This is a genomic window from Desulfoluna sp. HI9BLuna, assembly GCF_056829775.1.
Window position 1 is genome coordinate 6,008,957 of sequence record NZ_CP186555.1, and the last position, 19,273, is coordinate 6,028,229.

The 19,273-nt window shown below is 59.3% G+C and carries 11 protein-coding genes; 5 read left to right on the forward strand and 6 right to left on the reverse strand.

Going from position 1 to position 19,273, the window contains the following annotated elements:
- Nucleotides 1–367: 367 nt before the first annotated feature.
- A complete protein-coding gene (locus ACOYW0_RS24385) occupies nucleotides 368–2,251 on the forward strand; it encodes a sigma-54-dependent Fis family transcriptional regulator (RefSeq protein ID WP_482416311.1) in 1,884 nt (627 codons plus the stop codon).
- Nucleotides 2,252–3,222: 971 nt separating this feature from the next.
- Here ACOYW0_RS24385 and ACOYW0_RS24390 read toward each other — a convergent pair.
- The 5 genes from ACOYW0_RS24390 to ACOYW0_RS24410 form a co-directional block, all read right to left on the reverse strand.
- A complete protein-coding gene (locus ACOYW0_RS24390; RefSeq protein ID WP_482416312.1) occupies nucleotides 3,223–4,056 on the reverse strand; it encodes a CvfB family protein in 834 nt (277 codons plus the stop codon).
- A 164-nt stretch (nucleotides 4,057–4,220) separates the two neighbouring features.
- Complete coding sequence (locus tag ACOYW0_RS24395) at nucleotides 4,221–6,347, reverse strand: EAL domain-containing protein (protein WP_482416313.1); 2,127 nt, start codon at nucleotides 6,345–6,347, stop codon at nucleotides 4,221–4,223.
- The gene (locus tag ACOYW0_RS24400; protein ID WP_482416314.1) at nucleotides 6,337–9,135 is read right to left on the reverse strand and encodes a hybrid sensor histidine kinase/response regulator; all 2,799 of its coding nucleotides are present in this window, start codon (nucleotides 9,133–9,135) and stop codon (nucleotides 6,337–6,339) included. Before ACOYW0_RS24400 ends, ACOYW0_RS24395 begins: the two co-directional genes overlap by 11 nt.
- Before the next feature lie 23 nt (nucleotides 9,136–9,158).
- Nucleotides 9,159–9,734 (reverse strand): YfiR family protein, encoded by a 576-nt coding sequence (locus ACOYW0_RS24405; protein ID WP_482416315.1) that lies wholly within the window; start codon nucleotides 9,732–9,734, stop codon nucleotides 9,159–9,161.
- A gap of 9 nt (nucleotides 9,735–9,743) precedes the next feature.
- Nucleotides 9,744–11,768, reverse strand: a complete 2,025-nt coding sequence (locus ACOYW0_RS24410; protein ID WP_482416316.1) for a TonB-dependent receptor plug domain-containing protein — start codon at nucleotides 11,766–11,768, stop codon at nucleotides 9,744–9,746.
- Nucleotides 11,769–12,049: 281 nt separating this feature from the next.
- Here ACOYW0_RS24410 and ACOYW0_RS24415 point away from each other — a divergent pair, with 281 nt between their 5' ends.
- The 4 genes from ACOYW0_RS24415 (at nucleotide 12,050) to ACOYW0_RS24430 (ending at nucleotide 17,355) form a co-directional block, all read left to right on the forward strand.
- Nucleotides 12,050–12,394 carry a hypothetical protein gene (locus ACOYW0_RS24415; RefSeq protein ID WP_482416317.1) on the forward strand — a complete coding sequence of 115 codons (345 nt, stop codon included), beginning with the start codon at nucleotides 12,050–12,052 and terminating at the stop codon, nucleotides 12,392–12,394.
- A 73-nt stretch (nucleotides 12,395–12,467) separates the two neighbouring features.
- On the forward strand, nucleotides 12,468–13,850 hold the full coding sequence (locus tag ACOYW0_RS24420) for a sodium-dependent transporter (protein WP_482416318.1): 1,383 nt from the start codon (nucleotides 12,468–12,470) through the stop codon (nucleotides 13,848–13,850).
- A 1,211-nt stretch (nucleotides 13,851–15,061) separates the two neighbouring features.
- A complete protein-coding gene (gene brnQ / locus ACOYW0_RS24425; RefSeq protein WP_482416319.1) occupies nucleotides 15,062–16,375 on the forward strand; it encodes a branched-chain amino acid transport system II carrier protein in 1,314 nt (437 codons plus the stop codon).
- Nucleotides 16,376–16,497: 122 nt separating this feature from the next.
- Nucleotides 16,498–17,355 (forward strand): metal-dependent hydrolase, encoded by an 858-nt coding sequence (locus tag ACOYW0_RS24430; protein ID WP_482416320.1) that lies wholly within the window; start codon nucleotides 16,498–16,500, stop codon nucleotides 17,353–17,355.
- On the opposite strand, the gene ACOYW0_RS24435 is transcribed toward ACOYW0_RS24430, so the two are convergent.
- Nucleotides 17,345–19,261 carry a TonB-dependent receptor gene (locus ACOYW0_RS24435; RefSeq protein ID WP_482416321.1) on the reverse strand — a complete coding sequence of 639 codons (1,917 nt, stop codon included), beginning with the start codon at nucleotides 19,259–19,261 and terminating at the stop codon, nucleotides 17,345–17,347. The two genes, ACOYW0_RS24430 and ACOYW0_RS24435, sit on opposite strands and share 11 nt — an antisense overlap.
- Between the last annotated feature and the right edge of the window lie 12 nt (nucleotides 19,262–19,273).

Here is a 19,273-nt window from a genome sequence, read left to right on the forward strand (position 1 = left end):
GGGGAAGGAAGCGTGGTGTCTTCATAAAGGATTGCCCCCCTACGTTGTTGTGTGAATGGGAAATTGAGTTACCCGGTAAACAAAGCAAAGGGTGTACCAACGGGTTAAACCACGGGATCAGGTATTGAGTGCAACTCGCTTTATTGATTTGGTATCAAGGTATTTTTATGGCAAAAAGCCCGGTGGCCGGGCTGCCCACGTCCCCGGGAGGAAGCAGGCAAACTGTTTCATTTTGAGAAAGCCCCGAAGGAAAGGCCGCGTAAAGGGCTTGTTTTTAAAGAGAGAGGAAAGGTTTGATTCAAAATGCGACATGTGTCAAAATGAGACTCCCTGTGACCGATGACCCCAGACACACACCCGGAGGCCCATGAAACAAGGACAGATTCTCGGTGTCGATGAGATGCGCCGACAGATCGCGTTGTCACACCGGCGCTCAGCAGCGCGGGGGATCAATCCCATCCTGCGCAACACCAAACAGACCCTGCTCTCCCCTTCCGAGCTCAAGGCGAAACGCAATGAGAACAGCGAGCTTCTGGATGTGCTGCTGCCGCAGTTCGAGGAGTTTTACAACTTCCTGTCACCCAACGAGTTTGTCATCGCCGCCGTGGACTCCGAGGGCTATATCCTCCATATCGAGGGCAGCAGCAATCTCATTGAGAGCGCGGCCAAGCGAAACTGCATCCCCGGGTACCGGTGGACGGAAAAAGACGTGGGCACAACAGCCATCGCCCTGTGCCTGAAGCTGGGGAGCCCCATTCAGCTCATCGGGGATGAGCACTACTGCCGCCAGGCCCACGGCCTGACCAGCTCCACAGCCCCGGTGTTCGGGAAGAAGGGAACACTCCTCGGCGTCATCGCCGTGTCCGGTCCCTCCACCAAAGCCCATCCCCACACCCTCTACATGGTCACCACCGCGGCCCGGGCCGCCGAACAGCAGCTCCGGGTGCTCCGGCGTAACAAGGAACTGGCCCTGAACGTGCGGTTTCTGGACCAGGTCATCGACACCTCCCGCACCGGGCTTATCATCATCAACAGCGAAAACCAGATTTGGCGGGTCAACCGGCGGGGAGCCGAGATCCTCAAAATGGACAACCTGGCGGGCCAGCCCATCACAGCCCTAAAGGGCTTGAAGATCGACCTGGACGATGTGCAGACCCGCCCTGAGTCCTGGGTGAACAAGGAGAGCCGCCTCAAGATCCAGAACCAGACCCTGACCCTCATCCACACCGTGCAGCTTGTGATGTCCCCGGAGGGAGAGCGCCTGGGGGCCCTCATTACCTTTTCCGAGGTCAAGGAGATCTACAAACTGGCCGACACCATCGCAGGGACCCGGGCCCACTTCACCTTCGACAGCCTGGTGGGCTCCTGCCCTCCCTTTGTGGAGGCCCTGAACCTTGCCAAGCGGGCCGCCACATCGGACACCACCGTGCTGCTCCAGGGGGAGACCGGCACGGGCAAAGAGCTCTTTGCCCAGGCCATTCACAACCAGAGCGACCGGAGCCAGAACGCCTTTGTGCCCATCAACTGCGGGGCCATCCCCGCCAACCTTCTGGAGAGCGAGCTCTTCGGGTACGTGGAAGGGACCTTTACCGGCGCCTCCAAAGGGGGGAAACCCGGAAAATTCGAGCTGGCCAACACCGGCACCATCCTTCTGGACGAGATCGGTGATATGCCCCACAAGATGCAGGTGAAGCTCCTGCGGGTGCTCCAGACCGGAGAGGTCTACCGCATCGGCGCCGACAAGCCCGTGAAGATCAACACCCGCATCATCGCCAGCACCCACGTGAACCTTCTCGAAGCCATCCGGGAGGGCCGGTTCCGGGAGGACCTCTACTACCGCTTGAACGTCTTTCCCATTGCCATCCCGCCCCTGAACACACGAGGGCCGGAGGACATCCTTGCCCTGTCGGCCCTCTTTCTGTCGGAAAACGCCGAGGAGCCCCCGGGGCTCAGCCAGGAGGCCCGGGACCTTCTGTGTTCCCACCCGTGGCCGGGAAACGTCCGGGAGCTGGAAAACTGCATGCAGCGCGCCCTGCACCTCTGCGAAGGCCGGGAGCTTAAGCCCGAACACCTGAGCCTCTCCCCTGCTCCGGCGGATCAGCCCAGCCAGGCCGGCACCCTGGAGGAGATGAACCGGAAGATGATCCAGGACACCCTGGAGGCCACCTCCCGCAACATGGCCCGCACCGCCAAGATCCTTGGGATCTCCCGGGCGACCCTTTACCGGAAGCTGAAGCAATATGCGATGTAACGCTTTAGGTGTGGTGTCTAAGTGCTTGAAAAAATATCATGAAGCGCCGCTCTTTTGTGTGGTTTTTTCGTGAGATGAAGCGTATGCCGCACGGAGTGCGGCGCTCCACGATGTGTGGTTCTCCGGGGTATTTTTGACACTGCGGGCCTGGATGAAAAAGCCCCGGCTGGGGATGTCATATGGAGCGCCGTACTTTTGTGCGGCTTTTTTCGTAGGGAGAAGCGCATGCCGCACGGAGTGCGGCGCTCCAGGATGTGTGGTTCTCCGGGGTATTTCTGAAGCTGCGGGCCTGGATGAAAGCCCCACGGCTGGGGATGTCATATGGATCGCCGCATTTTTATGCGGCTTTTTTCGTGGGGCGAAGCGTCTGCCGTAAGGAGTCCGGCGCTTCACGATGTGTGGTTCTCCGGGGTATTTTTGACGCTGCGGGCCTGGGTGGAAAACCCCCGGCTTGAGGATGTCCTATGGAGCGCCGCACTCCTGTGCGGCTTTTTTCGTGGGACGAAGCGTATGCCGCACGGAGTGCGGCGCTCCAGGATGTGTGGTTTTACGGGGTATTTTTGACACTGCGGGCCTGGATGAAAGACCCATGGCTGGGGATGTCATATGGAGCGCCGCACTCCTGTGCGGCTTTTTTCGTTGGATGGAGCGTCTGCCGCACGGAGTGCGGCTCCATGATGTGTGGTTCTCCGGGGTATTTTTGACACTGCGGGCCTGGGTGAAAAAGCCACGGTTGGGGATGTCATATGGAGCGCCGCACTTTTGTGCGGCTTTTTTCGTGGGGCGGAGCGTATGCCGCACGGAGTGCGGCGCTCCATACTGTGTGGTTCTTTCGGGTATTTTTGACACTGCGGGCCTGGGTGAAAAAGCCACGGCTGGGATGTCAGATGGAGCGCCGCACTCCTGTGCGGCTTTTTTCGTGGGACGGAGCCTCTGCCGCACCGAAGTGCGGCACGCCAATTCCATGGGATTTACACCTCTTTCAGGCGAATCCCCGTATCGCTCAGCTCGATGAGCCCTTTTTTGTAAAGCGCCCCCACCGTACGTTTGAACTCTTTCTTGCTCATGGAAAAGACGCCCTTGATCTCTTCCGGGGCGCTCTTGTCGTGGCAGGCCACAAAGCCTCCGGCTTTTTTAAGGATCTCCAGCACTCGTTCAGAAGAGCCTTCAATGGACTGGTAGCCCGGTTTTTTCAGGGTGAGGTCGATCTTGCCGTCTTCCCGGATGCGGGAGACGTAGCCGGTGAGACGTTCTCCGATGGACACCTTTTTAAACACCTCATTGCGGTAGAGGATGCCCAGGCAGGTGTCGTCGATGACCGCCTGGATGCTCAGCTTGGTGATGCCGTAGATGAGGAGGGAGACCTCCTGGCCCACGGTCTGGTCGGTGGCCACCTTTGCGCAGTGGCGGCCCAGGCGCGTGGATCCGAAGACCCTGCCGGTCTCTTCATCCAGGCTCACATACACCACGTACTTCTCCCCCACGGCCATGGGCTTCTGCTGCTCGCTTCGGGGCACCAGGAGGTCCTTTTCCAGGCCCCAGTCGAAAAAGGTGCCGAAGGGGTTCACGTCCTTTACCGTCATGACGGCAAACTCCCCCACCATGGCATTGGGCTTCAGGGTGGTGGCCACGGGGCGGTCTTCGGAGTCGGTGTAGACAAAGACGTCGATGCGGTCCCCGAGCTTGAAGCCTTCGGGTACGTATTTGTTGGGAAGGAGAACCTGCTCCTCCCGTGGGTTGAGGTAGAAGCCGAATTCCATGTAACGCTCGGCAACGAGCGAGTTCATCTGACCGATCTTGAGCATATCCTGCCGTCCTTCAGAAGCCGTAATCCCCTGAATAAGGGCCTTCGGCGTTGACTTTCTATTTGATTCACACCGGCTCCACAGCCGATTCGCCCCGTTACATATCAGCAATGGGCCACCGAATCGAGGGATTTGACGAGAGGAAGGCGAAAAAGACCGGTTGATTACAGGGACCCCATCTTGAGAAGCCGGAAAAATTCGGTGGCCGGGACCGGGGCTTTGAAATAGTAGCCCTGGGCTTCGTCGCAACCGTAAGATTTCAGGAGCTCGTACTGCTCCTCGGTCTCGATGCCTTCGGCCAGGATCTTTTTGCCGAGGCTGTGGCCCATGGCGATGATGGCCTTGATGATGATGCGGTTGTTTTTGTGGATGGTGCTTCCGATGACAAAGGATCGGTCGATTTTGATGACGTCCACGGGAAAGGTGGTGAGGTAGCTCAAGGAGGAGTAGCCCGTGCCGAAATCGTCCAGGGCGATGCGCACCCCGAGGTCCTTGATCTCTTTGAGGGTCTCGATGGTCTCTTCGGTTTCCTGCATGAGGATGGTCTCGGTGATCTCTATTTCGATGTTGGTGGGGTCCAGGCGGGTGGTCTCCAGAACGTCCCGGATGCTGGTGACGATGTTCTGGTGGGCAAATTTGTAGCCCGAAAGGTTCACGGCGATGTTGAGGTCCGGAAACCCGTTTTTTATCCATCCGTCGCTCTGGCGGCAGGCCATGAGCAGCACCCACTTATTGATGTCGATGATGAGGCCCGACTCTTCGGCCACGTGGATGAACTTGTCGGGGGGGACCATGCCCTTTTGGGGGTGCATCCACCGGATCAGGGCCTCGGCGCCCACGATCTTCCGGGTGGCCAGGTCGATCTGGGGCTGGTAGTAGAGCACGAGCTCGTTGCGGTCGATGGCCCGGGCCAGGTCCCGTTCCAGGGAAAAACGTTCGGTGGCAACAATGTTGAGGGATTCGATGTAGAACTGGAACTGATTTTTTCCACTGTTCTTGGCGTTGTACATGGCCGAATCCGCGTTTCGAAGCAGGATGTCTGCGGTCTGCCCGTCGTTGGGGAACACGCTGATGCCGATGCTGGCGGACACCGAGACCTCCTGGCCTTCCAGGTCGTATTCGGTGGAGATCTCCTTGATGAGGCGTCTTGCTACCAGAGCCGCGCTCTCCGGGGACCTTATGTTGGAGAGGATGATGGTGAACTCATCCCCTGCCAGCCTGGAGATGGTGGGCTCGGAGCGGTCCATGACGTTGCGGGTGGCCAGGTCCGTGCTTCGGATACAGGCCTGCATCTTTTCCGCCACCTGCTTCAGGAGCAGGTCGCCTATGTGGTGGCCCAGGGTGTCATTGATGCGCTTGAACCGGTCCAGGTCCAGAAAGAGGAGCGCAAACTTCTGGTCGTTGCGGGTGGAGTCCTTGATGGCCATGTCCAGCCGGTCCAGAAAGAGCATGCGGTTGGCAAGCCCGGTGAGCCCGTCGTAGAAGGCTAAGTGCATGATCTCTTCTTCGGCGCGTTTCAACTGGGAGACATCCTGCACCACCCCCAGCATCATTTCCGGCATGCCCTGTTCGTTGAAGAGGATCTCCCCCTGGTTGAGGATGTGCTTCTGGGTGCCGTCGGGATAGAGAACGCTGTAGCTCACGCTCATATTTTTCCGTGCCTTGACCGCATCGTTCATCTCCTTTCGGACCTTCTCCTTTTCATGGCCCATGATGGGTGCCAGAAAATCATCCAGGGAGACGGGGGCGTTGCCCGTGTCGAGTCTCAGCAGGCGACTGGCTTCGGTGGAGCAATGGAAATCGTTGCTGTTGAGGTCGATCTGCCAGTTCCCCAGCTTGGCCAGCTCCTGGGTTTTGGCCAGGCGGCTCTGGCTCATGTAGAGCTCCCGAAAGGCGAATCCGGCACGGAGCATGTATCGGGCCCGATGGCCCAGCATCACCCAGTTGATTGGCTTGGAGACAAAGTCGTTGGCCCCGACTTCAAAAGCCCTGGCCGTTGACTCCACATCATCCAGGCCCGTTACCATGAGAATCTGGGGATACCGGCCGTACAGGGATTTGCGGATGGCCGCGCAGACGTCAAAGCCGTCCATCTCGGGCATGATGACGTCCAAAAGGATAAAATCCGGCTTCTCCGCATGGAACAGCGCCAGGGCCTGACGCCCGTTTTCCGCCTCCAGGACATCAAAATCGCATTTTTTCAGGGCCGCCTTTATGGAGAGGCGCAGCGACAGGTCGTCATCTGCGATGAGGGCCAGCGGTTTTTTCCGTGCATGCTTTTCATACATCATGGGATGTTATCTCCTCTTCCAGGGCGTTCCTGACCAACATGAGTTCCGATTCAATGGCGTGTACCCGTGCGTCGGCGTCATCGCCGCACTGCCTGCTGCATCTCACCTCAAGGTCCCTGCACAGGTCTGCCAGTCCGGTTGCGCCGATGTTGGCGCTGCTCGATTTGAGGCTGTGGGCCGCCCGCTGAAGGGCGGATATATCCAAGGGGTTCAGGGCCTGTGTCATCTGCGTGCGGATGGCCTCGGAATTTCTCAGGTAGGCCGTAAAGACCTGCACGAGGATGTCGGGCTCTCCGTCTGCCTTGAGTTCCTGGAGGGCGGCGAGGCGTTTCCGGTCGATGAGGTCGACGCCGTCCGCTTCGTCCGGGGCCCCTTGCCGGTCCGCTGAGGACGCGGAGAGCTTCGGGCGGGTGCCCGCCCCTTCGCCGAGCCATCGTTCCAGCGTGGCGCCGATCCTGTCGATGTCAAAGGGCTTGCTGATGAAGCCGTCCATGCCCGACGCCAGGCAGCGCCGGTCGTCTTCATCCTGTGCCTGGGCGGTGAGGGCCACGATGGGCGTCCGGGCAAACCCTTTCTCCGCTTCAATGCCACGGATCTCTTCGGCAGCGCCATACCCGTCCAGCACCGGCATCTGGCAGTCCATGAGGATGAGGTCATAGGTGCTGTTTTGCCGGAACGCTTCCACAGCCTCCCTGCCGTTTTCAACCACATCCACACGGCATCCGAACAGTTTCAGCATGGAGACGACCACCTCACGGTTTGTTTCGTTGTCCTCGGCCACGAGCACATGGCGGTGAAACCGACGCATCTCTTCGGCGATGGAGTGCTGGGTAATCAAGGGCAGGTCGGAGCGTTGGGGTGTCTCTGACATGGCCTTCACCAGGGCCGCGTGCAGATCGGTGCGGCTCACCGGCTTGGTGAGATAAGCCGAAACCCCTGCCCGTGCCGCAAGCCTGGCCTCCCCGCGGAATCCCGGGGGGGTGATGAGGATGATGGGAAGGTGGCTCAGCTCCGGGCGGGCCTTGATGGCCCGGGCCAGTCCCAGGACGTCGGTTTCGGCTGGGCTGTCCAGCAGGATCACCAGGTCAAAGGGCCGGTCCGAAGCCCTGGCGTCGTTCAGGAGGGTCAGGGCGGCGCTGCCGTCGTCGATGATCGTGCGGGGAACCCCCAAGGACGAGAGCATGGGCTCGATGATGGCCCGGTGGGGCTCAATCCTGTCGTCCACCATAAGGACGTTCAGGCCGGAGATATCCACGGATCGGCCCTCTCGTGTGCTTCGCCACGTTCCCTGCCCTGCCCTCAGGGGCACGGTGAAAAAAAAGCGGGACCCCTTCCCTGGTGTGCTTTCGCAGTCCAGACACCCCCCCATGAGGGAGATGAGCTCCATGGAGATGGCCAGCCCCAGGCCGGAGCCGCCGTATTTTCGCGTGGTGGCCCCGTCGGCCTGGGAAAAGGGCTTGAAGAGCTTGGTCCGGTCCCGGGGACTGATGCCGATGCCGGTGTCTTCCACGGACACGCTGAGCTCCACGGTCTCCTTCGTCTTCAGGGTGGTGGACGCCCGGATCACCACCGAGCCTTTATCCGTGAACTTGACGGCGTTACCCAGAAGGTTGGTGAGCACCTGGCGCAGCCGGGTGGGATCGCCGCGCAGGTGGGTGTGGGTGGCCTCGGGGATGTGAATGCTCAGCTCGTTGCCCTGGGCATGGGCGCGCAGCAGGAGCAGGTCCACAACGCCCTCGATGAGGGTCCGCAGGTCAAAGTCGATGGTCTCCAGCTCCAGCCTGCCCGCCTCGATCTTGGAAAAATCGAGGATATCGTTGATGATGGTGAGCAGGGATTCCCCGGAGTTGCGGATGGTGCGGGCAAAGCGCTCCTGCTCCGGGGTCAGGCTGGTTTGCAGCAGCAGACCCGCCATGCCCAGCACCCCGTTCATGGGGGTGCGTATCTCATGGCTCATGTTGGCCAGGAACTGGGATTTGACCCGGGTGGCCTTCTCCGCGTCGTCCTTGGCTCGGCTGAGGCCCAGGCTGTGCGTTTTCAGTTCGTTGTCCCGCCGCTGGATCTCTTCGAGCATGTCGTTGAACCGGTCGATGAGGGTCCCGAACTCATCGTCGCTCTCCTTGTGAACCCTCACCGCATAGTTTTTTTCCCGGATCACCCGGTTCATGGACTGCATGAGCCCCAGCACCGGGCCGGTGAAGATAATCTGCATCTTCACCGACATCACGATGATCACCGCAAGGGTAAAGGCCACGAAAAATGCAAACACGATGTAATCCGTGTGAAGACGGATGCGCATCTGCTGCATGTTGTCCACCAGGTGAATGGCACCGATGACCTCATCGTTGGCGATGACGGGCCGGAGCACATGGGCGTGGTGGGACACGAGGAAGATGGTTCTCTTTCCCCCGAGGACCTCACGGAAAAGCGCGGCCCTGTCCGGGTAGGCTTCCTTGAGCTCGGCCGTAAGGGCTTGCCGGTCGGCTTCCAGGGCCGTGTAGCTGCTGTAGAGTTTGCCGCGGGCATCGTAGAGGAGTGCTGCGGCGATATCGGGCTTTGCCTCCAGGGACATGAGGGTCTCCCGGGCGGACAATTCGTCGTTGAAGAGCAGGGCCGGGCCGCTGTTCACCGCAACGACCCCGGCCATGGAGCTGAGCTCTCGGGCAAGGTTCTTCCTGCTGGTCCATTTCTCCTTGAACACAAGGGCCGTGGACAGAAGAATCACCGTCAGGACTGCGGGCAGGCTGAAGAGCAGGACCAGTTTGGTCCGGATGGACAGGTTTTTCATTTGTCGTACTGCGTCGCCACCGCTCATGGGCCACCCACAATGATTGCATGCCGCAACAGCCGGGACCTGAACTTCAGCCTCACCTGCAGGGCACGTTCCACGTTGATTTCAAACCGCAGCCGGTCGTTTTTCTTGAACATGTTGATGAGCCCGCCGGACCCCAGGAAACGGGGCATGTCGTCACCAATGGTCAGGGTGGAGCCGTCCTTGACGGCGTCAAGGGCCGCAAGGCGTTTCTCCAGGGGCGTCTCCCGGCAGAAATAAACAATATGGGACCCTTCAAGTGTTTCGGGATCGTCCGTGAACCGTATTTTTAACGGCCGGGACCCGATGGGTTTGCCCTCGATGCGTTGAAAGGCCTCTTCCATGCCGGTACCCCCGAACACGGTGAGTTCACAGGGCTCGTCAGCCGTCTCAAAGTGATCTTCGGGCCACTGGGTGTACCTTGCAAAATTGAGAACAAAAGCCGCTTTGACCGTGGGTTCGTCCATGGCAGCTGCAAGGGTGTCTTTGGGCCCGAAGGAAAGCTGGGCCGGAAAGATCAGGGCCGTACACGAGACGATACGCCAGGTACGGCGAATGTATTTCGCATAGGTCATCCGATAGCCTTAAAAACGGTAGGTGATTTTACCGTACACGCTGCGAGGGACCTCTGTGGGCAGACCGTAGTTTTCCATGACATACTCCGGGTGGCGTTCGTCCAGAAGGTTCTGGCCCACCACGGAGAGCTCCAGGGCCGGGGCGGGAGCCCAGCTCAGACGGACGTCCAGGGTGAGGTAGTCGTCAATCTCATACGTGCCGTCCGGGGACGCGGCATAGGCCGCGCTGGAGTCGTCCACGTACCGGAGCCAGAGGTCCAGTTCCAGGTCATTTCCCATATCCACCGCCGAACGCAGGGAGACCTGATGGGTGGGTTCCCGTCCCACCTGCCCCTCCTCTTCCAGGTTGCTGTTCAGGTAGGTGTAGGCCAGGTCCTCCTTCAACCAGTCCGTCACCTGCCAGGCCGTTGCCAGCTCTGCGCCGTAGGCACGGGACGAAAACTCATGCACCAGGAAAAAGGGCTGCTTGATGTAGGTTCCCTGAAACTCGGGGGCGCCCTGGCGGGTGACCCGCAGGTGGTCGTAGTCGTGGTAGTAGCCTGCAATGTCCACGGAAACGGTGGGCCTTGGCATGAACCGGTACCCCACTTCGTAGGCGATGAGCTCTTCGGACTGCTCGTCGTCCACGCCGATTCCCGTAACCACCACGGGCAGGGGCGAAGGGTTCTCCGGGCTCATGGGGGGGACCACATAAAGGTTAACCACCCCGTCCCGTTCGACCCGTGACGGGGTTCGCACGGCACGGGAGACCGCGGCCCAGAGTTTGTGGTTGGGGCGGGGGGAAAAGAGGAGGCGCGCGCTGGGTTGGACCTCATAGCCCGTGGACTCGTTGTGTTCGACTTTGCTGCCCAGGGTAAGCCAGAGCCTGTTGTCGGAAAGGAGGATCTCATCCTGGAGAAAGGCGCTGAACAGGTCGTCGGTGCGGCTCTCCGGAGAGTACATCAGCACGGATGTGTCGGCCAGCTCATCGTGGATCCGCTGGTACCCGGCCCCCCAGACAATGTCATGCCGCTCCCCGGCCTTAAAGTGGTGTTGAAAATCGACGTCGATGTTCTCTTTTTCTTCGTTGGTGAAGGCCTCTTCCCGCTTTGATACGTCGTAGATGAGCTGCAGGGAGAGGTCCGATGTGGAGGAGAGGACCCGTTGCCAGCGGGTGAGCAGGTTGCCCCCGGACACATCGGCGGTGTCGTCCACGATCTCGGCATAGGGTGGTGCAAGGGTGGGAAGCACCACCTCCTGATTGATCTCCCCGTCGTAGAGATCCCCCTGGAAGGTAAAGCTGTCCCTTGCCGTTCGCCGGGTGTCCACCCGAAACCCTCCCTGGGCCATTTCCCAGTCGTCCCCTGCCCCGTCCCCTGATGCGCGCTCAAACTCATCCCGTTTGAAGCCCTTGGCATAAAAACGGCCGTGGGTGGCCTTGCCCAGGGCCGCTCCGTAACGCGCCTCGGCAAAGCCCTCTTCCGTGGTTCCCCCGCCCACAGTGGCCACGCCCCCCACCGTGTCCGAGGCCTGCTTGGTGATGATGTTGATGACCCCGTTCACCGCATTGGCTCCCCAGAGGGTAGCCCCGGGCCCTCGGATCACCTCGATGCGGTCCACGTCTTCGAGCATCACGTCCTGCACCTCCCAGTAGACCCCGGAGAAAAACGGGGTGTAGACGGTGCGTCCGTCGATGAAGACCAGCAACTTGTCGGCAAACCGGCTGGTGGCACCGCGGCTGTTCACGGCCCACTTGTTCGAGTCGATGCGGGAGACCGTGAGCCCGGGTACCATGCGCAGGGCATCGGGAATGTTGGTGACCCCGGACCGTTTCAGGTCCTGGTTGGTGATGACAAATACTGCGGCCGTGCTGTCCGAGAGGTGCTGCTCTTTTTTGCCCACCGAGGTCACGTTGATGTTCATGAGATCCTCGATACTCAAATCAACCACCTCCTGTTCGGAGGCCCGAAGCGGAGAGCTGAGAAGCAGGAGAAGAGACAAAAGCATGAAATATCGGGCCCGGGGGCCCGGAGATCCCTTGGACATTCTGTTCATGATCGATTCCCTCGGTGCTGGGAAAAGGGTGCATGGCAGTCAGGTGATCGGCCCGGCGGGCTCGGCGTCCGCATCGCAGGGAAAAGGCATGGGGATACGGAGAAGACACTGCGTCACCGAAAGCGGACGGGGGCTTTGCTCGGAAAATGGCAAGGGGGCCGCTTACGGGTACTGGAGACATCCACGGGCTGTTGGCCTGCGAGCAGTCAGCCGGATTGATTGAAAGATCACCGCAGGTAGGGGGCGCGTGAGTTCGCGTGGCGAGGTGCGCGCATCAGGTAATGGTTAAAGATGTTTATTTACTAATAATTTCATCGATTTTTCAAAAAGTCCAGTTGAAAAAACAGTTGGCACGGCCCGGTCAGCCACCATTGAAGGCGCTTTCCATGGACTCTGCCTGCCTCACCGGCATGGGAGTCTTCCCGGGAAAACAATTCAGTCAGATGGCGACAGGGCCGCCATCGGTGGGCTATGGGTTGAAATATTTCGAAAAGCTGGAAATCAGGGCTCATATGCGTTACTATACACAGAATCCGAAGCTTTTTTTGAGAAAACCGAAACCGAACCCGCTGAATTTAATGAAAACATTGAATTCATGGCGAACCAGCTATCCCTGTCCTCGATAAGGTACCGGAAAACAGTGATCAAACAAGGGGTTACCAACATAGTGACAAGACCAAATCAGAGAAGGAGCGTTTCGTGAGTTTAGTCAAGCAGAGAGAGCAGCTCGGAAGCCGCATCGGCTTCCTTTTTATTTCCGCCGGATGCGCCATCGGCCTGGGGAACGTGTGGCGTTTTCCCTTTATCACCGGAAAGTACGGGGGGGCGGCCTTTGTGTTGATCTACCTCCTCTTCCTCTTCATCCTGGGCCTGCCCATCATGGTCATGGAATTTTCCATCGGACGCGGTGGCCAGAAGAACATTGCCGGGGCCTTGAAAGCCCTGCAGCCCAAAGGAAGCCGCTGGCACCTCTACGGCTATTTCGCCATCCTCGGCAACCTGATCCTTATGATGTTCTACACCACGGTTGCCGGGTGGATGCTTGCCTATTTTTATCACACCCTCACAGGCAACCTGGCGGGCCTCTCCCCGGATGCGGTGGGCGGCTTCTTCGGCGGGCTCCTGGCAAGCCCGGGCACCCTGGTGTTCTGGATGGGTCTCACCGTGGTTTTAGGTTTTTTTACCTGCTCTCTGGGGCTGCAAAAAGGGGTGGAGAACATCACCAAGTGGATGATGTCCTCCCTGTTCGTGATCCTTATCGCCCTGGTGGTCAAGTCCGTCACCCTGCCCGGCGCGTCCGCAGGGCTCTCCTTTTATTTAATGCCCGACTTCGGCCGTCTCATGGAGACCGGGGTCTGGGAGACCGTCTACGCGGCCATGGGCCAGGCCTTTTTTACCCTGAGCCTCGGCATCGGCAGCATGGCCATCTTCGGCAGCTACATCGGCAAGGACCGCTCCCTTACCGGTGAATCCCTCAACATCATTGGCCTGGACACCTTTGTTGCCATCCTCTCCGGCCTGATCATCTTTCCGGCCTGTTTTGCCTTCGGAAAAGATCCCGGTGCCGGGCCCGGCCTGATCTTCGTCACCCTGCCCAACATCTTCAACACCATGGAGGGCGGCCGTATCTGGGGCACCCTCTTCTTCCTCTTCCTGAGCTTTGCCGCCATGTCCACAGTCATCGCCGTGTTTGAAAACATCATGGCCTTTACCATGGAGGAGTGGGGCTGGACCAGAAAGCGCGCCTCCCTGAACAACGGGGTGCTCCTCTTCCTTCTCTCCCTGCCCTGCGCCCTGGGCTTCAACGTCCTGAGCGGCATCAACCCCCTTGGGGAAGGCACCGTGATCCTCGATCTGGAGGATTTTATCGTGGGCAACAACCTGCTGCCCATCGGCTCCCTGATCTTTGCCTTTTTCTGCAGCTATAAAATAGGGTGGGGCTGGGACTCCTTCGTCAAAGAGGCCAACGAAGGCCACGGGCTCCGTTACCCGGAGAAAACCAAATTCTACGTGAAATACATCCTGCCCCTGATCATCCTGGTGGTCTTCATCGGCGGGTACATTGAAAAATTCGGCGGCTGATACCGAACCTGAGATTGCGTTACGTAAAAAAAGCCCCCGGCTGTGCCGGGGGCTTTTTTGGTTTGCCCGGCAAACCGGCTAAAGATCTGTGCTGTGGGATTTTGGGGCAACGATGGGCACGCTTCGCTTTGCCCATCCTACGACCAAACACACCGACCCGCGTCGATGAGCGAGACCATGTAGGATGGGCAAAGGCAAACCGAATCCATTGGCGTGGCGACACCCTCGGCGCCGTGCCCATCGAACGCCACGAGCACATCCGGTTGAGTGGGGTTGCCGGGCAACGATGGGCACGCTCCGCTTTGCCCATCCTACGGTCAAACACACCGAGCCGCGCCGATAAACCGCGACCACGTAGGATGGGCAAAGGCAAACCGAATCCATTGGGGTGGCGACGCCCTTGGCGCCGTGCCCATCAAACGCCACGAGCACATTCGGTTGAGTGGGGTTACCGGGCAACGATGGGCACGCTCCGCTTTGCCCATCCTACGGTCAAACACACCGAGCCACGCCGATAATCCGCGACCACGTAGGATGGGCAAAGGCAAGCCGAACCCATTGGGGTGGCGACGCCCTTGGCGCCGTGCCCATCGAACGCCACGAGCCCACCCGGTTGAATGGGGTTGCCGGGCAACGATGGGCACGCTCCGCTTTGCCCATCCTACGGTTAAACACACCGAGCCGCGCCGATAAACCGCGACCACGTAGGATGGGCAAAGGCAAGTCGAATCCATTGGGGTGGCGACGCCCTTGGCGCCGTGCCCATCGAACGCCACAAGCCACCCGGTTGAATGGGTTTGTTGGGCAATGATGGGCACGCTCCGCTTTGCCCATCCTACGATTAAACACATCAAACCGCGCCGATGGTCCGCCACCATGAATGTGGTCCCTTTTCCGCCTCTCCCTTTCATTTCTTAAAGAAGAAGGGCTCTCACAAGGGCTTTCCCGTCTTTTTTTTGATGGGCGGGTAAAAAATCGAAAACATGAACGGCGCCCGGTTTACGAATAAAAAGAAAGCGCGCCAAAAACTTTCCTTTTATCTGGTGGGTTGCGACACCGTCTTAATTAGATGCTGTATTTATTGTAAATAATACCTATCGGGTCCATCCCTGTCATCCCGCAAAAGATTGTGTTACCCTCCGATTTCTGTGTCAACGTGGAGTTGAAAAGCAACTCCCAAACAAGTGCTCGAATCGGTGGAGGTAACACCTGTGAATAAAGAGATGAAGGATATCGTTGTTGCGGGAGCAGCTCTGTTTGCCATGTTTTTTGGAGCGGGAAACCTGATCTTTCCCCCTGCCCTGGGATTTATGTCCGGAACCTCATGGTTTTTCTGCATGCTGGGCTTTTTTATCACCGGCGTGGGCCTGCCCATCCTCGGTGTGGCGGCCCTGGCCAAATCCGGCGGGTCCCTGGACCGGTTTGCCGGTCGGGTGAGCCCGGTGTTCGCCAAGGTGATGGGCACGGCCATTGTCCTGGCCATCGGCCCGTTCCTTGCCATTCCCAGGACCGGGGCCACGGTTTATGAGATCGGCATCAAGCCCCTCTTTCCGGGTGTCTCCCCTTTAACGGCCTCCGTGGCCTTTTTTGCCGTCACCCTCTTTTTTGCCCTGAAGCCCTCCAGCATCGTGGACAAGATCGGGAAATACCTGACCCCGGTCCTTCTTCTCATCATCGGCCTGATCATCGTCAAGGGCGTGGCAAGTCCCATCGGCCACCCTGTGGCCAAGGGACTCACCCAGCCTTTGGGCCGCGGCTTCATTGAAGGCTACCAGACCATGGACGCCCTGGCCTCCATTCTCTTTGCAGGGCTGGTGCTTTCGGCCATCGCGGCAAAAGGTTACAAAACTGCTGAAGAGCAGATCTCCCTGACCTGCAAGGCAGGCCTCATCGCAGGCACGGGCCTGATGCTTGTCTACGGTGGGCTCCTCTTTCTGGGGGCCACGGCAAGCGGCATGTTCGAGGACGGGATCTCCAAGTCCGATCTCATCGTGACCATCACCAACACCGTGCTGGGCAGCGCCGGTCGTACCGCCATGTGCCTGGCCGTGTCCGCCGCCTGCCTGACCACCGCCATCGGCCTTACCGCCGTGGTGGGCTCCTGGTTTGAAAAACTCTCCCACGGAAAGCTCAAGTACCAGCCCGTGGTCATCGCCACGGCTGTCTTCAGCACCCTCATCGCCGTGTCCGGCGTGGAGAAGATCGTCACCTTTTCGGTTCCCCTTCTCATCATCGCCTACCCCATCGTCATCGTTCTCATTGCCCTGGCTCTCTGGGGAAGCAAACTGAGTTCCGCCGTGTACAAGGGCGCGGTCACAGGCTGCCTTATTGTCAGCGTTTTCGATGCGCTGTCTTTCCTGAAGGTGGACACCGGGGCCGCAGGCAAGCTCATCGCCAAGCTCCCCTTTGCCGATGCCGGGTTTTCCTGGGTGCTGCCCGCCATCTTCTGTGCGGTGGTGATGGAGTTGATCCGTAGCACCATGCATCACAAGCCCCTGAACCAGAGCACCATGCCCAAGAGCTGATCCCTTTCCCCTCAAGCCCGCCTTCCTTTCTGTGACAGGAGGAAGGCGGGTTGTCCCCTCCCCCCTCATTTATTTACCGCCCCGTCTTACGCAACGCCCGTCAATGGTGTATAAGGAAACCATTGACGATTCATGGATACATGATGAACGAAAAGGGCGATACCAGCGTGGCGGAATTCAAGACACATCTTACGGTTTCCAGTTTCTGCAGCAGTGCGGCAGCTACCTTTCTGCTTGCCGCCTCCCTTGCCACCCCCGATGAGGTGTTGCTCTTTTTCGTCATGGGCGTTGTGGGCGGCCTTTTGCCCGACATCGACTCGGACAGCTCCCTTCCCGTGCGGCTCCTTTTTACCTTCATCGCCACGGTGATTTCGTTTCTCATCATGTTCAACCAGGGGGCCGATAATTCCGCAGCAGAGCTGTTCACCATCTGGCTGGTGAGTTTTTTCGTGGTCAATTTTCTCTTTTTCTCCATGTTCACGCGCATCACCGTGCATCGGGGGATCATTCATTCGGTGCCGGCCAGTTTTGTCTTCTGGTTTTCATCCACACTCATCCTCTACCACTTCTTCAGTTTTTCCAGGCAAACCGTCTGGATGGCAGGTTTTTTCGTCTTTTCAGGATTTCTCATCCACCTCCTTTTAGACGAATTGGTGAGTCTCGATCTCTTCGGCAACGGCCCGAAGCGCTCCTCGGGCACCGCCTTTAAATTTGCCAACCCCAGGGACCTGAAATCCACGGTGGCGGTCTACGGCCTGGCCGCTCTCCTCTTTGCAGCCACCCCGGACTACACCCCTTTTGTGCGTACCTATTTTTCTCCGGACAGTTTTGCTTCCCTGCGGGTGTTTCCGGACAAGGGCTGGTTTACGCACCTCTACCGAAACTACCTCAGTCGCTGGCAGACCAAACCAAAAGGGGCCCCCGGCACGTCTGCCGGGGGCCCCTCCTTTCATCAAACACACACCATCCCTACAAGGTGAAGCGGATACCGCCCATGAGGTTGAGCCCGGGCATGGGATAGCCCGGCAGGTATTCGTAGGATTCATCGGTGAGATTTTCCCCAGCCACAAAGAGCTCCCCTTCCATGCCGGGCAGGTGGAAGGCGTAGCTCAGCTGGCCGTTGACGAGGGTATACGAATCCACCGGAGAATTATTGGTTGCACCGGCTTTGCGGGCCTGGGAGCTGACGGTCATGCTCGACAGGTAGGAGGCGTCCAGACTCAGGGTAAAGGCTTTAAAGAAACGCCAGTTGAGCCCGCCGGTGACCGTGGTCTCCGGAGCGTAGGGCATGTCCCCGGGGTCGGTGTCCAGAAAGGTCGCCCCGGCAAACAGGGAGAGGTTCCGGGTGGGGTTGACGCTTACGGTGATCTCCGAGCCTTTGATGGTGAACTCTTCGATGTTGTCGTACACGGGGGGAGGCGGCGGGGGCGGCACGATGACGTACCGGTCTGTGCCGTCGTCGTAGAAGAAGGTGACGTCCACAACGGCGCGGTCCCCGAACTTCCGGGTGATTCCCGCCTCGAAATGGTCCACCTTTTCAGCGTTCAGGTCCTTCCAGGAATCCCTGAGCATGGGGATGATCTTCTCGGAGAAGACCACCACCTCAAGGCCCGGGTAGACCACGCCCCGGGCATAACTCAGGTGTAGCTCGGTCTCTTTGTAACCGGCAACAAGCCCTGCGTGGGGTGCGAGTTCGTCATCGAAGTCGGTGTTGTCGTAATAGCGTACGCCCGCCGACGGCACGGCGTAGAACCCCTCCTGGGAACCGAACTGCCTGCTCACGGCCGTGTACGGTGAAAAAAGGGTCACGTCGTGGCCGTCCCACCGGTCTGTTGAGCCGTCGCTGAAGGTCTTGTCGTACTCTCCTTCGCTGTAATCCCAGTCAAACCCCACAAGCCACTCCAGGCCATTGTCCAGGTAGAATGTTTCCCGGGCCTTGACCCCGTAAAACAGGGAGTCGTTGTAGAGGTTCTCCCTGACCCCCGGGGTGGGGGCGGGGTAGTCCAGCCAGTCCCCTTCCCCGCCGTTCCAGTACACCTTGACGCTGCCGTCGGCATGTTCGTAGCTGTTGGAGAGGGTGGCCTCGGCCAGCCAGGTCCGCGTTTCAAAGCTGCCTTCGCGCAGGGCGGGGTCTGCCCCCTCCTCGCCGGGGTCCTTGGCCTCATTATCGTTCCAGAGGGTTACCATGTTGAGGTCCCAGTTGGGGCTTAAGGCAAAACCCAGGCTGGCGTGGACGTTTTTCAGCTCACCGTCGGCTTCGTCCCTGTGGCCGTCGGAGCTTCGGTACCCGCAGCCGATGTAATAATCAACCTTGTCTTTTTTTCCGCCGTGCTCCACGGTCCCCACCAGGGTGGACCAGCGGCCTGTTGCCACCTGGCCCTTGGTGACAAAGCCTTCGGTCTCCATGCGTTTGGGCACCACATTGATCACCCCGAAGGCGTTTCCGAAGTGCTGGGGCTGAGGGCTTTTGTACACCTCAATGGCATGGGCGGCGTCCACGGGGATGGTGTCCAGGAGGGGGTGGTTCCAGACGCTTAAGTACATGGGAATGCCGTCAAACAGGGTTATTATCTCTGCCCCGGGCCTGCTGGAGCCCATGCCCCGGATAAAGACCCCGCCCCCTTCGGCCCCGCCGAAAGAGCCGATGGGGTTGTACCGGGAGATGTTGACCCCGGGGGTTCGCCGGAGGGCTGTCTCCAGGTCCTGGGCATTGAGGTCTTCCACCTGCTCCTCGGTAACCCGGGTTTTCCTGGCCCCATAGGCGTCGGTGATGTTTGCTTCGATGACAGGGGACGCGGTGACCGTCACATCGTCCAGAAGAAGTGCCGGCTCTTCGCCTGCTGTGGCGCTGCCCGGGAGTGCTGCGGTGATGAGCAGCAGGATCATGATAAGGCCTGA

Excerpts from the sequence above, each read along its gene's own strand:
- ACOYW0_RS24410 (WP_482416316.1), bottom strand. The coding sequence starts at position 11,768 with ATGAACAGAATGTCCAAGGGATCTCCGGGCCCCCGGGCCCGATATTTC.
- ACOYW0_RS24390 (WP_482416312.1), bottom strand. The coding sequence starts at position 4,056 with ATGCTCAAGATCGGTCAGATGAACTCGCTCGTTGCCGAGCGTTACATG.
- ACOYW0_RS24405 (WP_482416315.1), bottom strand. The coding sequence starts at position 9,734 with ATGACCTATGCGAAATACATTCGCCGTACCTGGCGTATCGTCTCGTGT.
- ACOYW0_RS24385 (WP_482416311.1), top strand. The coding sequence starts at position 368 with ATGAAACAAGGACAGATTCTCGGTGTCGATGAGATGCGCCGACAGATC.
- ACOYW0_RS24415 (WP_482416317.1), top strand. The coding sequence starts at position 12,050 with ATGGTTAAAGATGTTTATTTACTAATAATTTCATCGATTTTTCAAAAA.
- ACOYW0_RS24435 (WP_482416321.1), bottom strand. The coding sequence starts at position 19,261 with ATGATCCTGCTGCTCATCACCGCAGCACTCCCGGGCAGCGCCACAGCA.
- ACOYW0_RS24400 (WP_482416314.1), bottom strand. The coding sequence starts at position 9,135 with ATGAAAAACCTGTCCATCCGGACCAAACTGGTCCTGCTCTTCAGCCTG.
- ACOYW0_RS24395 (WP_482416313.1), bottom strand. The coding sequence starts at position 6,347 with ATGATGTATGAAAAGCATGCACGGAAAAAACCGCTGGCCCTCATCGCA.